This window comes from Anoxybacillus sp. FSL W8-0382, assembly GCF_038003845.1.
GTDB classification, from domain to species: Bacteria; Bacillota; Bacilli; order Bacillales; family Anoxybacillaceae; genus Anoxybacillus; species Anoxybacillus flavithermus_G.
In genome coordinates this window covers 1,536,977-1,550,804 of record NZ_JBBOPX010000001.1, presented here as the reverse complement: position 1 = coordinate 1,550,804, position 13,828 = coordinate 1,536,977, and the positions used below count along the sequence as shown (strand labels likewise).

Below are 13,828 nucleotides of genomic sequence, written 5' to 3'. Positions count from 1 at the left end.
CATATTGTACAAACCGTTATTGTTTAGTATAGTGTAGTGTAGACAACATGAAGGAGGAAAAAATATGTGGGAAATGATTTTAGTAGGCATTGTAGCGCTTGCTGCTGGCGTTGCGCTCGGATTTTTTATCGCGCGTAAAACAATGATGAACTACTTAAAGAAAAATCCACCGATTAATGAACAAATGATTCGAATGATGATGATGCAAATGGGAATGACGCCATCGCAAAAAAAGATCAACCAAATGATGAAAGCGATGAACAATCAGTTGAAATAAAGGTAAGGCACTCACAACGAGTGTCTTTTTTAGCATGGAAAGAAGCTGTTGCCCGTATTTGTATTTTTTTGATAAAATATAGCTAAATGAAGAAAGAATGGAGTGCCAATCATATGGACATTCAACTGTTTGTTGCGTTTGGGGCAGGTGTGTTGTCGTTTATTTCTCCTTGCTGTTTGCCGCTTTACCCAGCCTTTTTATCATATATTACGGGAGTTTCAGTTAGTGATTTAAAGTCTGATTATGCATTGTTACAAAAAAGAAGTTTGTTACATACGTTATTTTTTTTGCTCGGTTTTTCTTTTATCTTTATTGCGATCGGTTTCGGCACATCGATTCTTGGACGTTTTTTTCATACGTACCAAGATCTTATTCGGCAAATTGGTGCAATACTGATGGTGTTTTTCGGATTTGTTATTATCGGCATCTTTAAGCCGACCTTTTTAATGACGGATCGTCGTTTATCCTTTCAACAACGTCCATCAGGTTACATCGGATCTTTTCTTATTGGCATGGCGTTTGCTGCCGGTTGGACGCCGTGTACAGGTCCGATTTTAGTATCCGTGATTGCTCTAGCAGCGACAAACCCAAGTTTAGGTGTAGTGTATATGACGGCGTATTCACTCGGTTTTGCTTTGCCTTTTTTGCTTTTATCGTTTTTTATTGGGAAAATGGGTTGGATTCGGAAACATCATGTTAAGCTAATGAAAGTCGGCGGATATGTCATGATAGGCATGGGGGTTGTACTGTTTTTTGATTGGATGACGAAAATTACGATTTATATGACAAACATATTTGGTGGCTTTACAGGTTTCTAGTTTCTTATGGTGTGGAGGGAAAGGAAATGGCAGGAATTTTAATTGTCGATGATGCAAAATTTATGCGTATGACGTTAGCAAATATTTTGAAAAAAGCGAATCATGAAGTGGTTGGGGAAGCAGAAAACGGAAGGGAAGCTGTTGAATTATATATAGAGTTAAAGCCAGACGTGGTGACACTCGATATTACAATGCCAGTGATGAGTGGTCTTGAAGCTGTGAGGGAAATTAAACGTCATGATCCTCATGCGAAGATTATTATGTGTTCCGCGATGGGGCAACAAAAAATGGTTGTTGAAGCTATTGAAGCAGGGGCGCTAGATTTTATCGAAAAACCATTTGATGAAAGTCGCGTCATGGAGGCTATTCAACGTGTGTTACAGTAAGATGAGAAAGGAAGATTGATTTTGGCTATTTTTAGTTCGGTATTTGCGGTGTTTATGGCTGGACTTGTTTTCTTTATTCGCATGAAAGCAGCAGAAAAACCGACAAACGCCAAAAAAATTATATTACCCCCTATTTTTATGAGCACAGGCGCCCTTATGTTTCTTCATCCAATGTTTCGAGTAACGATGTTAGAATGTGTAGAAGCAGTTTTTGTTGGAGCGCTTTTTTCTATTTTGTTAATTAAAACATCTTCGTTTGAAGTTCGAGGCAACAAAATTTATTTACAACGTTCAAAAGCGTTCGCTTTTATTTTTGTTGGCTTAATTGTATTGCGTCTCGCTTTAAAGACATATTTAAGCCGCACCATTGAGTACGGAGAACTTGCGGGAATGTTTTGGATTTTAGCCTTCTCGATGATTGTTCCGTGGCGAGTGGCGATGTATGCATCATATCGTCGCCTCCAACGCGAAATAAAAGAAAAAAGCTAATCAGCAACAGGCGATTAGCTTTTTTTTGTTAGTAGTAAATGTTCGTATTTTGTAAAATCAATTTGTTTTTCTCTTAGCGCTTTAATTAAAAATTTATGATCGCGTTTTGGTGTAGCGAGAATATAACCACGAACAACTAAATCTTCTGTAATTCGATCCGCCTGTTCTTGTAAAGCCAATTCTCCAATTTTACCAGCGATTTTTTGTCGAGCAACATCACGAAATAGCTCAGGAACAGGGCGAACTAAATCTTCGAGTAATGCTTTTTCTTTTTCAGACCATAGATGCCGTGTTTGTTCAATGTAATATTGTTGCCAATCCAATTCCGACTTTCCATCCTCTTTTGGCAGCCGCTTTAAAAATTTCCGAAACATGAAGAAGCCACCGATCGACATCGTAACAAGAAGAAAAACGACCCAAAATAAAATAAACCATAAAAACCAACCTGTTAGCATATATTCCACCTCAACGTTTATTATGTAAAAAAACAATGGTAGAATCAAGTAAAAGAGCTGACAGTTGCGTCAGCTCTTTTACATATCGTGACTTGAGTTATGCTTTTGACGGGTATGATTTTGATTTTTTACTTTTTTTGAACCACTAAGCGGTTCTGGTTGTCCTGGGTTATCTCCTTTTGGGGCATTTTTACGCATGTCTTTGCTTGTATTTTTGTTCACGCGACACACTCCTTTCTTTCATATGATGGCATGATAAACTGTATTTATGCATATTTCACCCGTCAATAGGCACGATAATAATAAAAAGAGGGGAGTGAAAGCGATGCCTTATCATAAAAATAAGCAACAGGCGTTTGAAGCTGCACAACAAGGAACAATGGAGGCAAAAGAATGGTATGATCATCTGGTGAAAAGTGACGCAGACTATGGAAGTCAGTTGCATCATCTAAAGCAAGAAGTAAACGAGGCGTTTGAACAAATTAATAACGCGCTTGAAGTAGCCTCGGAAAAACAACGCAAACAGCTTGAACAATTTCGTCATGATTTGCAAGCGATTGTCGAAGAAGTGAACATGTATGAATAATCCCGCTTCAAGCGGGATTATTGATTTTTCTTTCGTTTTTTATTATTTTGTTTTTGAGCTTCGGTGAGTGGCTCGTTGGAGAGCTCCTCATTGTAGCCAGCACCTTTTCCTTGTGCGCTCGCATCGTTCATGCCAGGAATGACATGATTTGCTTTTCTTTTTACCATCTTTTTTCACCTCCTACAACTATTGTTGGAAATAGAGCAAAAAAATATGCATTTATCTGAAACTTATAAACAATTATTATTTACTTATGGAGAGCATTGTATTAAGATAAAAGCGTAGGAATTTTGTGGGTGTGGGAGAAGATGATTTGTTAGAAGGGGGTAATACATAATGGTGAAAAATGATGTATTTCAAGCGCGTGATACGTTTGAGGTGAACGGGAAAAAATATCATTATTATCGTTTACAAGCGCTTGAAGAAGCAGGAATCGGAAATGTATCGCGTCTTCCGTATTCTATTAAAGTGCTTCTTGAATCAGTACTTCGTCAAGTTGATGGACGTGTCATTACGAAAGAGCATGTTGAAAATTTAGCGAAATGGGGAACGAGCGAACTAAAAGATGTAGACGTTCCGTTTAAACCATCTCGCGTCATCTTGCAAGACTTTACAGGTGTCCCTGCTGTTGTTGACTTAGCTTCTATGCGAAAAGCAATGGCCGACATCGGCGGAGATCCGTATGAAATCAACCCCGAAATTCCTGTTGATCTTGTGATTGACCACTCTGTCCAAGTGGATAAAGCAGGGACAGAAGATGCGCTCGAGTATAACATGAATTTAGAATTTGAACGCAATGCAGAGCGCTATAAGTTTTTAAAGTGGGCACAAAAAGCGTTTAGCAATTATCGTGTTGTTCCTCCAGCAACAGGTATTGTGCATCAAGTCAACTTAGAGTATTTAGCGAATGTGGTGCATGTTGTTGAAGGGGAAAATGGTGAGTATGAGGCGTTCCCAGATACGCTTGTTGGCACAGACTCCCACACAACAATGATTAACGGTATTGGCGTACTCGGTTGGGGTGTTGGTGGTATCGAGGCGGAAGCAGGCATGCTTGGACAACCGTCCTACTTCCCAGTACCAGAAGTAATCGGTGTGCGTTTAACAGGAAAATTACCAAACGGTACAACGGCAACAGACCTTGCGTTAAAAGTTACACAAGTGCTTCGGAAAAAAGGTGTTGTCGGTAAATTTGTTGAGTTTTTCGGCCCAGGTGTTGCGACGCTGCCATTAGCCGACCGTGCAACTGTGGCCAACATGGCGCCTGAGTATGGTGCAACGTGTGGCTTCTTCCCTGTTGACGCAGAGGCGCTTGATTACTTGCGTTTAACAGGTCGTGACGAGCAACATGTTCAAGTCGTTGAAGCATATTGTAAAGCAAACGGTTTGTTCTATACTCCAGATGCACAAGAACCTGTATTTACAGATGTCGTTGAAATTGACTTATCAGAAATTGAACCAAATCTTTCTGGACCAAAGCGTCCACAAGATTTAATTCCGCTTTCAAAAATGAAAGAATCGTTCCGTCAAGCCGTAGTTTCCCCGCAAGGAAATCAAGGCTTTGGCTTGACTGAAGCAGATTTTGATAAAGAAATCACAGTCACGTTAAACGGCGAAGAAGTAAAAATGAAAACAGGTGCGATTGCGATTGCAGCGATTACAAGCTGTACAAACACGTCTAACCCATACGTGTTAATCGGTGCAGGCTTAGTGGCGAAAAAAGCGGTGGAAAAAGGATTGAAAGTACCAAAATACGTAAAAACATCACTTGCACCTGGTTCGAAAGTCGTCACAGGATATTTAAAAGATTCAGGTCTTCTCCCTTACTTAGAGCAAATTGGCTTTAATATTGTCGGTTACGGTTGTACGACATGTATCGGTAACTCTGGTCCGCTTGCTCCGGAGCTTGAAAAAGCGATTGCCGAAAACGATTTGCTTGTCACGAGCGTATTGTCTGGTAACCGAAACTTTGAAGGGCGTATTCATCCGCTCGTCAAAGGCAACTATTTAGCATCACCGCCGCTTGTCGTGGCATACGCTCTTGCCGGAACAGTCGACATCGATTTGTTAAATGATCCGATCGGTAAAGATCAAAACGGCAATGATGTGTACTTTAACGACATTTGGCCATCTACAGAAGAAGTGAAAGAAGTTGTGAAAAAGACGGTGACACCAGAATTGTTCCGTAAAGAATACGAGCGAGTATTCGACGATAACGCGCGATGGAACGCGATTGAAACGACGGACGAGCCGCTTTATCAATGGGATGAAAACTCAACATATATTCAAAATCCGCCATTCTTTGAAGGATTATCGCCAGAAGTGGAAGAAGTAAAACCACTTGTTGGTTTGAGAGTGGTTGGAAAGTTTGGCGACTCTGTTACAACAGACCATATTTCGCCAGCTGGATCGATCGGGGTAAACACGCCAGCAGGACAATATTTAATTTCTAAAGGTGTTGATCCGAAAGACTTTAACTCGTACGGTTCTCGACGTGGTAACCACGAAGTAATGATGCGCGGTACGTTTGCAAACATCCGTATTCGCAACCAAATCGCGCCAGGTACAGAGGGTGGCTATACAACATATTGGCCAACAGGCGAAGTCATGTCGATTTACGATGCTTGCATGAAATATAAACAAGATGGTACAGGGCTTGTTGTTATTGCTGGAAAAGATTACGGAATGGGAAGCTCACGCGACTGGGCGGCAAAAGGAACATACTTGCTCGGTATCAAAACGGTTATTGCGGAAAGCTTTGAACGTATCCATCGTTCAAACCTTGTACTTATGGGTGTGTTACCACTCCAATTCAAAGAAGGGGAAAATGCTGAGACGCTTGGATTGACAGGTAAAGAAGTATTTGAAGTGCATATTGATGAAAACGTCAAACCGCGCGACTACGTCAAAGTAACAGCGACAGACGAGCAAGGAAACAAAAAAGAATTTGAAGTGCTTGTTCGTTTCGATAGCGAAGTAGAAATCGACTACTACCGTCATGGTGGAATTTTGCCGATGGTATTGCGCGAGAAGTTAAAACGATAAGAAGAGAGCGATCTGCTCTCTTCTTTATTTTGTGTTTGTCTTTTTCGCTGCGTTTTCTAATGCACTTTTTGGATCAGGGGTAAATGTGGCATCATATCCTTGTGGATTGACGCTTGGAGCGTTTTGCCCACGATTTCTTCCGTTATTTTTACTCATCATGTCCACCTCCTGCGCATATTGTATCCGTCTTTTTCAAAAAATATATATAAGAGGAGGCAGTGACGTCAACTACCCCCACTTAGCTAACGCTTGAAGTGAGGGCTTGCAACTCCCCAGAAGTGCAAACGGATTTCGTCCTCCTTCCTTGACTTGGGGTTGCATCAGGGGCAGGTTGACGACTACCCAACGACGCAGGTCATGCCTGCATCGTTACCGATTCTCTCGGTGTGTCTGTTGGCAGTACTTGGCTTCCACACACAACAGACGGACCTACGCTCGATGTTTTACGGTTACAACGTTTCCTGTAACCAACTCCATACATCGAGTAGCAGTTATTGGAGTGCCTTTATTGAACGGTTTTCTCCACGCCTTTATTATATCATACACAAAAGAAAGGGGGAACGCGCATTCCTCTCCCACTTACTCCCTTTGGTCGTTGAAGTGGGAGTCTCCTGCGCGAAATAGGATGAATCGAGCCATTCAAACAGCATTGTGTACAATTGCTTTAGCCCAATTTTTAAAAATTCCATTGACGAAAAGAAAAACGAAAAAGTGGGATTGGTCGCTTTTTTTTGAAACGGGAGGCATGCCAAGTTCACATTCTGCAGGTGTTACCTCCCTTGCCACATATGTTGCTTTAAAAAGAGGAGTGCATAGTATAGATTTTGCCCTTGCAGCCATTTTTGGTTTAATTGTTATGTATGACGCCCAAGGAGTGCGTCATCAAGCAGGAGAGTTAGCTATTCGTGTGAACGAATTAACTGAGGAAATCGAACGGTTAAAAGGTGCTCAAGACGACGGAAAGTTGGACCGAAAAGAGGAGTTGTTGCGCGAACGGCTTGGTCATCAACCAATTGAAGTGATTGGAGGGGCGTTTCTTGGTATCGTTACAGGAGGATTATCTTATGTAATAAGTAGGTGGAAGCGCTTGCTATGAGAGGTGAGCGCTCTTTTTTCTTTGCCATATATGTTGAGGGAGTTCTGACAAAATCATCCCTAATAAAATAAGTCCAGCTCCAAATAAGGCCGCTTGTTGAAGATACTCATCATTCCATATATATGCAGTTAGAGCCGCAAAAACAGGTTCTAAAGCGAAAATTAAGGCAACACGTGTCGGTGATGTATATCGTTGAAAATGCGTTTGAATAAAGAAAGCAATCGTTGTTGCGAATAGTGCGGTGATGAGTAGAGCCAGCCACACATCAAATTCAAAAAAAGTGGATAGTGGAATAAGAGACCAGTCTTCAAACAAATATGAACATATAAAACAAATGATGGATACTGTTTGAACTTGAATCGTTGTTAGTAGGATAGGTGAAAATTTTGTTGCATATATGCTTGTCGTTACGATATGTAGCGAGAAAGCGATAGCGCACAAAAAGACGAACACATCTCCTTTATTGATCGACATATCTCCGCTTGCGGTTAAAAGATATAGTCCGCATGTAGCGAGTATGCTTCCGACAACGGCGTTAAACGAAGGTCTTCGCTTTAAAATGATAAATGAAAGGAAAGGAACGATAACAACATTTAACCCGGTAATGAATCCCGCTTTTGATGAAGTCGTATACAATAAGCCAATCGTTTGAAAGGTATATCCAAGACATAGCCATATACCAAGAAGCAATCCAGCACATATAAGTTGTCGATCGAGAGGTTTACGTTCGAAGATAAGCACCCAAGCCCATAGCAGTACGCTAGCGATCGCAAAACGTACGCCATTAAACATTAACGGAGGTAAAAAAGCAATGGCGTTTTGAACGATGACAAACGTAGCCCCCCAAACAAATGCAACAAATAATAAACTAATATCAGCTTTGTATTTCATTTGACTCTCCTTTACAAAAAATGTTGTATAAGACAAAAGTCTCATACAACATTTTACCATTATTCTGTATATTTTGGAGATATTTTTTTTGCAAAATATACAAAAGGTGTATCCAACATTGCAACAATCCATTTTAGTACATACGTTGTCATAAAAATTTGTATCCAATCATGCAACGGAAATACACCGAGAAATGCAATGGATGTGAAAACGAATGTATCGATCAATTGGCTAATCATTGTGCTTCCATTATTGCGAATCCAAAGTTGCGAATCGCGCGGAAATTTCTTTTTAAACCAATGAAATAAGTGAACATCAAGCGATTGACTAATTACAAAAGCAAGTAAGCTACCAAACGCAATACGTGGCAATAAACCAAAAATCGTTTCTAACGCTGGTTGAGCAAAATCGCTCGCATGCGGCTTAAATAATAAAGCGATTTGCATGACGATTGTGAGTGAAATAAGTGTAAAAAAGCCGAGCCATACCGCTTTTTGTGCTTCTTTTTTTCCGTATTTTTCACTTAAAATGTCAGTCACTAAAAAGGCGGTTCCGTACATGACGTTTCCGAGTGTAGCTGTCATACTAAGCAATTCAACGGTTTTGACGACTTGTAAATTAGCAACGACAGTAGAAAAGCCGATCCATACGAATAAACCTGAGCGACCGAAGAAACGATAAATGAGCAATACAAGTGAAAATGTGAAGATGGCAGAAAAAAGACCGAGTATTTCGTTAAACATCGTGATCCCTCCTCGTATGAAAATATAAAGACACAAGCGATATTATACAACTGACATCATTTTTTGTCTAAACTGTTATAATAAAATAAAAAGAAAAGGTGAGTGACATATGAAGGTTTTTATGGAATGGACATATGTAACACCGAAGAAAAAGGAAATGGTGTGGACATCAACAGAGATGGAAGTGACAGAGGCTCTATTTTTTGCAGAGGATATAGAAAGAACAGGGAGAGTGAAACAACTTTTATTTTATGATGCAAGTGGTGTGGCTTGGACGAAAAAGGAGTTAATGAAGCTTATGAAAGAAATTGAAACGGAGCCGCACGACGTGATTGCTTATTTTGATGGCGGTTATGATCGTCAATCAAAAAAAGCAGGAATTGGAATCGTGATTTATTATAAACAAAACGGTGCACAATTTCGTAGGCGAGCAAATGCGCAGTTAGACGAATTGCAGTCAAATAATGAAGCAGAGTATGCAGCCTTTTATTTTTTACTCGAACAAATCGAGCATCTCGGTGTTCATCATTTGCCTGTTGTATTCCGTGGGGATGCGCATGTTGTATTGCATCAATTGTCTAATGATTGGCCTGTATTTTCAGACGAGGGGAGATGGGTGGAGCGAATTGAGCAAAAAATGAAAAAGCTTCGTATTTCTCCAATTTATGAACCCATTAATAGAAAAGAAAATAGTGAAGCAGATCAGTTAGCAACACAAGCTCTTCGTGGGAAGATAATTGTAAGTACAATACAATTGGAGCGTGAATGATGAATCGAAAAGATGTGTTACTTCGAATAAATGAATTATTTGACACGTATTGTGAGGAGTGTTTTGTAAAACGTGCACTCCGTAAAGAATACGGGAAATTATATGCACAATCGTTTTGCATCCAAACATGTACAATAGGAGAAAAAATGAAGCAATACGGTCAGTTGCTTGTGAAACAAAAAACGTAACAAGGTGCCCCGAGATACGGGACACCTCATCATTACGTGTGGTGGATCGTTTCTGATAATTGATGATATGCGTCTGCTAATTCCTTTTCACATTGTAATAGCAGTGGATCCTCGATGTTTGTTTTAGCGCGTGCGATCGCTTCTTTTGCATTTTCGATCGCTTGTTTTGCGTGATCGAAAGTGTGACTGTCTAAACTCATCGTTGCCGCTGCAACCATCTTTTTTGCCGATTCAACCGCTAAATGTGCATCTTCAATTTTCGTAAATACGCTATCTGCCTGAAGGTGTGGCTTTTTTGGGTTTTGTGTCATCATGATCCCTCCTCACTTGTAGTATTTGTGTGAAAAGAGGAGAGTATGTAACAAAAAAGACCAGCATATTGCTGGTCTTTTCGTCGAGCTATATATGAATCATCTCAGACGATTATAATTTCACTACGTTTGCAGCTTGAGGGCCACGGTTTCCTTGAACGATTTCAAAAGAAACAGCTTGACCTTCTTCTAACGTTTTGTAGCCTTCACCTTGGATTGCTGTGAAGTGTACGAATACATCGTCTCCACCTTCAACTTCGATGAATCCGTAACCTTTTTCGTTGTTAAACCATTTTACTTTACCGTTTTGCATAATACTGAATCCTCCTAATACCTTTTAGCCAACAGGCTAATGAAAAAATTTTTCATATAACGGAATATACTCACAGCAACCAAGTCGGTGCAGGACATATATTCAGTTAGATGATAATTAGACTATACACGAATGATGAGGAAGAGTCAAGACAAAAAGGCGATTTTTTCAAAAAATTTTTTTAGAGGAGGATTTTTGTAATAAGTGCATAACATTAACAGTAAGCAGTATAGAAAGTCCTGCGGTAATATGTCAAGGTGAAAAATCATCGAAATTGGAAATTCGATTGTCCGATGACCCGAAAAAAGGCAATACTTAAGAAGCCCAGTCTTGTCTTATGTCATTAACTGGGTTTTAATGCAAAATCAGTTAGATCGATACCCCTATCGATCTTCCCCCTTTCTTGGCGTGTAGATTTGACCGTTGCGTAGCAGCGCATCGATCACACGCACGAGTTTTCGAGCGGTGAGGACGAGGGCTCGTTTGTGTTGGTGCTTTGGTACTTCCTCATACTTCTTCCGGTAATAGGTGCGAAACGACGCATCATGCCGTTGTACCGAGTTGGCAGCCTCCACTAGGTAGTAACGGAGATAGCGATTGCCGGAACGAATGAGGGAAGTCTCCTCGGCTTGGAACCGACCGGACTGGTGCTTAGACCAAGTCAAACCTGCATACTTTGCTAAGGCGGCTTGGTTGTCAAAGCGCTCGATTTGTCCAATTTCGGCTAAGATGCCAGCGGCGTAGACCGGACCAATGCCGGGAATCGTTTGTAACGTATTTGGGATGCCTTCCAAATGGCGAGTAATCGCTTTATCTAGCTCTTTAATTTGCGCTTGAAGGCTACGGATGGATTGAATCGATAGCCCTAAAAGCAAGTCGATGGAATCCTCGACACATTTGGAAAGCCGATACGACGAACGAGCCGCCTTTTGAATGGACTTGGCGATGCATTCCGGATCGGCAAAGCGATTGCGTCCTTTTTGGCGCAAGAAGTCAGCGAGCTGTTGCACGTCCATCTGACTGATTTCGTCTAAGCTAAACGACTCGAGAAGAAGCTCTAAGATGGCATGTCCGAACACGGAGCTGTCCACCTCTTGGGTAAAGGAACTGCACTTGTAAAACAAGTGTTGGAGGAAGTACTGCTTTTCCCGAGTCAGCTGATGGACGAGATGATAGCGCATGCGCGTGAGCCGTTGAAGGGCGATAAACTGTTCTTGCATGACAGCTGTCACTTTCAAACGGCCAAAGCGAAGCCGATCGGCGATGATCCACGCATCGATGCCGTCCGTTTTATCCAAGTCAGTGTACGCTTCTTTAAATTTGCGAATGAGCTTTGGATTGATGGTAAACACCTTGACATTCCAAGACTTCAGCTCCTCCTGTTGGTGGAAAAACATCGCTGGATGCCAGCTGTAGACCGAAGTGGCTTCCATCCCGATGAGAATTTCGGATGGTTGGAGCTTGTTGGCCCACAGGAGGATTTGATCGCGAAGGAAGGTCGCGCCAAGGAGATGATTGTCCACCTTGAATTGGGCGCACGTGTTTCCTTCTTGATCCATGATACACGTGTATAAGTCCGTTGAGCTCACGTCAATCCCGACGTAGAGTTTCATGAGATCACCTCCAATCGTAGTAGGATCGTGGGGTTGGGACTCTTCGGGATGCCCCCGGACCGCGCCTGTTGACCAGTCACCCTCGCATATGAGAACTCACGTTGGGCCATGGGCTGCCTGGAAGCTGCTCCTTCCAGCATGGGAAACCAACGGGAACAGCCTGCGGGTTAGAAGTCCGAACAGGAGCCGGGGAGACAGACTTTCTAAGTAGTCAAAGCTACAGGAGAGAGAAGAGTGTCCCCGATGATCCTAAGACCATTATCCAAGAACATCGCGAAAAGTCCAACCCCGATGTAGTGCCATCCACGGGGGAGGGGCGCGCCCCTCCCCCGTGGGCAAATCACTTACACATATGCGATTGTCAAGGAGCATATCCAACTGGAAATTCGATTTAAAAATCTTTCTAAACATACTATACGAGGGAGTGAGCGGTATGTATCGTGGTCAAATTCGTGGAAAAGAAGTGATCATTAAGTTAAGCAATCATGTACGGAAGCAAAAAGTCGATCAAGAAAAGTTATATCAAACAATTTTAGCATTTGGTGAAGCAGCATTTAATCAACAAAAAGAACAATTCGGCATTGTAAGCAAGCAGGGGTTAATTGTAGCCTCAGTTGAACAGCACGATTTGCCTGTGATTTCGGTCGATTATATTATCCCTTCTCATCATGTGTATGAATAAAGTCCAGTAAAGTCTGGGCTTTATTTATGTTATAGTCGTCAATAGATGAATTTTTTATAGAAAACAATTGTGAAAATATGTATGATCATAAATATATGAGGATAAAGGTGGGAACGTATGATGATCAAACAATGGACGATTCAGACGACGAAGCGAGATGAATTTGTAGACATTACTTCACTTGTTCAATCCTTTATTACAGAGAGTGGTGTACAAGAAGGAGTTGTTGTTGTTTATTGTCCACACACGACAGCAGGAATCACAATTAATGAAAATGCTGATCCAGATGTTAAACGGGACATGATTCGCCGTTTTGATGAATTGTATCCATGGTATCATTCTCTCGATCGGCATAGTGAAGGAAACACAGCTGCTCATATGAAAGCAAGCACGGTTGGATCATCTGCGCATGTCATTGTCACAAAAGGTCAGTTGCTTCTCGGAACATGGCAAGGCATTTATTTTTGCGAGTTCGATGGACCGAGAACGAGAACATTTTATGTGAAGGTGATTGAAGGATGAACGAACAACGTATTTTGCCGGCAGTACGTTCGATGAAAGATTTTGACAGGCTATTAAAAATGAATTATGAATATGGTGTGTTTTTAGACATTCATATCGGTATGTTGAAAAGTGTGTATACATATGCAAATGAACATGGGAAAAAAATGTTTCTTCACGTTGATTTAATACAAGGGCTAAAAAGTGATGAGTATGCGACAGAATTTTTATGTCAACTCGTTAAACCGTACGGATTGATTTCAACCAAAAGCAGTGTGATCACGAAAGCAAAACAAAAAGGTGTTGTTGCGATTCAACGAACATTTATTATTGATTCGAACGCCTTTGAACGAAGTGTTCAACTTGTCGAAAAAACAAATCCTGATTATATTGAGGTATTACCTGGTGTTGTTCCGAAAGTTATCTCTCAACTTCATGAACGAACTGGGAAAGAAATTATTGCTGGAGGATTAATAGAAAACGAAACCGAAGTGGAAGCGGCGATTGCTGCAGGGGCTGTTGCGGTAACGACATCAAATGTCGAACTTTGGCGATATTTCGAGCCAAAATAAATATATTGACAGCGTTTTCGAAATCGATTAGTCTTATAGTAAGTTCATCATGTTAGTGGCAGAGAAACGGAGACTCACACGCATTTTTATTGA

Annotated in this window: 21 protein-coding genes; 12 read left to right on the top strand and 9 right to left on the bottom strand. The window is 41.1% G+C overall.

What is annotated here, in order from left to right:
- The first annotated feature begins 64 nt into the window (after positions 1-64).
- The 4 genes from NSS60_RS08240 (at position 65) to NSS60_RS08225 (ending at position 1,970) form a co-directional block, all read left to right on the top strand.
- A complete protein-coding gene (locus NSS60_RS08240) occupies positions 65-277 on the top strand; it encodes a YneF family protein (protein ID WP_003398951.1) in 213 nt (70 codons plus the stop codon).
- Between the two features lie 113 nt (positions 278-390).
- Positions 391-1,095: a cytochrome c biogenesis CcdA family protein gene (locus NSS60_RS08235; RefSeq protein ID WP_064214153.1), complete on the top strand. Its 705-nt coding sequence runs from the start codon at positions 391-393 to the stop codon at positions 1,093-1,095.
- Between the two features lie 26 nt (positions 1,096-1,121).
- Positions 1,122-1,481 carry a response regulator gene (locus NSS60_RS08230; RefSeq protein WP_004890603.1) on the top strand — a complete coding sequence of 120 codons (360 nt, stop codon included), beginning with the start codon at positions 1,122-1,124 and terminating at the stop codon, positions 1,479-1,481.
- A gap of 21 nt (positions 1,482-1,502) precedes the next feature.
- Positions 1,503-1,970: a CcdC family protein gene (locus NSS60_RS08225; protein ID WP_004890601.1), complete on the top strand. Its 468-nt coding sequence runs from the start codon at positions 1,503-1,505 to the stop codon at positions 1,968-1,970.
- A 14-nt stretch (positions 1,971-1,984) separates the two neighbouring features.
- On the opposite strand, the gene NSS60_RS08220 is transcribed toward NSS60_RS08225, so the two are convergent.
- The gene (locus tag NSS60_RS08220) at positions 1,985-2,425 is read right to left on the bottom strand and encodes a DUF2621 domain-containing protein (RefSeq protein ID WP_004890598.1); all 441 of its coding nucleotides are present in this window, start codon (positions 2,423-2,425) and stop codon (positions 1,985-1,987) included.
- A gap of 78 nt (positions 2,426-2,503) precedes the next feature.
- A complete protein-coding gene (locus NSS60_RS08215) occupies positions 2,504-2,647 on the bottom strand; it encodes a small acid-soluble spore protein P (protein WP_006318326.1) in 144 nt (47 codons plus the stop codon).
- A 103-nt stretch (positions 2,648-2,750) separates the two neighbouring features.
- Here NSS60_RS08215 and NSS60_RS08210 point away from each other — a divergent pair, with 103 nt between their 5' ends.
- Entirely contained in the window at positions 2,751-3,011 is a 261-nt protein-coding gene (locus NSS60_RS08210) for a hypothetical protein (RefSeq protein ID WP_004890593.1), read from the top strand.
- 17 nt (positions 3,012-3,028) lie between these two features.
- Here NSS60_RS08210 and sspO read toward each other — a convergent pair whose 3' ends face one another.
- The gene (gene sspO, locus NSS60_RS08205) at positions 3,029-3,178 is read right to left on the bottom strand and encodes a small acid-soluble spore protein O (protein ID WP_004890592.1); all 150 of its coding nucleotides are present in this window, start codon (positions 3,176-3,178) and stop codon (positions 3,029-3,031) included.
- Between the two features lie 169 nt (positions 3,179-3,347).
- Here sspO and acnA point away from each other — a divergent pair, with 169 nt between their 5' ends.
- A complete protein-coding gene (acnA, locus tag NSS60_RS08200) occupies positions 3,348-6,056 on the top strand; it encodes an aconitate hydratase AcnA (protein WP_004890589.1) in 2,709 nt (902 codons plus the stop codon).
- Positions 6,057-6,080: 24 nt separating this feature from the next.
- On the opposite strand, the gene sspL is transcribed toward acnA, so the two are convergent.
- Positions 6,081-6,212, bottom strand: a complete 132-nt coding sequence (sspL, locus tag NSS60_RS08195) for a small, acid-soluble spore protein L (protein ID WP_035018667.1) — start codon at positions 6,210-6,212, stop codon at positions 6,081-6,083.
- A gap of 469 nt (positions 6,213-6,681) precedes the next feature.
- Between sspL and NSS60_RS08190 the strand changes: the two genes are divergently transcribed.
- Complete coding sequence (locus NSS60_RS08190; RefSeq protein ID WP_340720775.1) at positions 6,682-7,152, top strand: divergent PAP2 family protein; 471 nt, start codon at positions 6,682-6,684, stop codon at positions 7,150-7,152.
- Here NSS60_RS08190 and NSS60_RS08185 read toward each other — a convergent pair.
- Entirely contained in the window at positions 7,147-8,043 is an 897-nt protein-coding gene (locus NSS60_RS08185) for a DMT family transporter (RefSeq protein ID WP_004890580.1), read from the bottom strand. The genes NSS60_RS08190 and NSS60_RS08185 overlap by 6 nt on opposite strands.
- A gap of 59 nt (positions 8,044-8,102) precedes the next feature.
- Positions 8,103-8,786, bottom strand: coding sequence for a queuosine precursor transporter (locus tag NSS60_RS08180; protein WP_004890578.1), 684 nt, complete (start codon positions 8,784-8,786; stop codon positions 8,103-8,105).
- Between the two features lie 109 nt (positions 8,787-8,895).
- Between NSS60_RS08180 and NSS60_RS08175 the strand changes: the two genes are divergently transcribed.
- Both NSS60_RS08175 and NSS60_RS08170 read left to right on the top strand, forming a co-directional pair.
- The gene (locus tag NSS60_RS08175; protein WP_035018665.1) at positions 8,896-9,555 is read left to right on the top strand and encodes a ribonuclease H family protein; all 660 of its coding nucleotides are present in this window, start codon (positions 8,896-8,898) and stop codon (positions 9,553-9,555) included.
- The gene (locus NSS60_RS08170) at positions 9,555-9,743 is read left to right on the top strand and encodes a zinc-finger domain-containing protein (RefSeq protein ID WP_035018664.1); all 189 of its coding nucleotides are present in this window, start codon (positions 9,555-9,557) and stop codon (positions 9,741-9,743) included. Before NSS60_RS08175 ends, NSS60_RS08170 begins: the two co-directional genes overlap by 1 nt.
- Before the next feature lie 32 nt (positions 9,744-9,775).
- Here NSS60_RS08170 and NSS60_RS08165 read toward each other — a convergent pair whose 3' ends face one another.
- From NSS60_RS08165 to NSS60_RS08155, 3 genes are all read right to left on the bottom strand, one after another.
- Entirely contained in the window at positions 9,776-10,057 is a 282-nt protein-coding gene (locus NSS60_RS08165) for a DUF2564 family protein (protein WP_004890571.1), read from the bottom strand.
- Positions 10,058-10,166: 109 nt separating this feature from the next.
- Positions 10,167-10,367: a cold-shock protein CspD gene (gene cspD, locus NSS60_RS08160; RefSeq protein ID WP_003398931.1), complete on the bottom strand. Its 201-nt coding sequence runs from the start codon at positions 10,365-10,367 to the stop codon at positions 10,167-10,169.
- Positions 10,368-10,750: 383 nt separating this feature from the next.
- Positions 10,751-11,980: an IS110 family transposase gene (locus NSS60_RS08155; RefSeq protein ID WP_064214420.1), complete on the bottom strand. Its 1,230-nt coding sequence runs from the start codon at positions 11,978-11,980 to the stop codon at positions 10,751-10,753.
- Positions 11,981-12,413: 433 nt separating this feature from the next.
- Between NSS60_RS08155 and NSS60_RS08150 the strand changes: the two genes are divergently transcribed.
- The 3 genes from NSS60_RS08150 to NSS60_RS08140 all read left to right on the top strand — a co-directional run bounded on the left by NSS60_RS08150 (position 12,414) and on the right by NSS60_RS08140 (position 13,735).
- On the top strand, positions 12,414-12,662 hold the full coding sequence (locus NSS60_RS08150; protein ID WP_004890569.1) for a hypothetical protein: 249 nt from the start codon (positions 12,414-12,416) through the stop codon (positions 12,660-12,662).
- Positions 12,663-12,782: 120 nt separating this feature from the next.
- A complete protein-coding gene (locus tag NSS60_RS08145; RefSeq protein WP_004890566.1) occupies positions 12,783-13,184 on the top strand; it encodes a secondary thiamine-phosphate synthase enzyme YjbQ in 402 nt (133 codons plus the stop codon).
- Entirely contained in the window at positions 13,181-13,735 is a 555-nt protein-coding gene (locus tag NSS60_RS08140) for a glycerol-3-phosphate responsive antiterminator (RefSeq protein WP_004890563.1), read from the top strand. The genes NSS60_RS08145 and NSS60_RS08140 overlap by 4 nt, the downstream gene beginning before the upstream one ends.
- Positions 13,736-13,828: the final 93 nt, after the last annotated feature.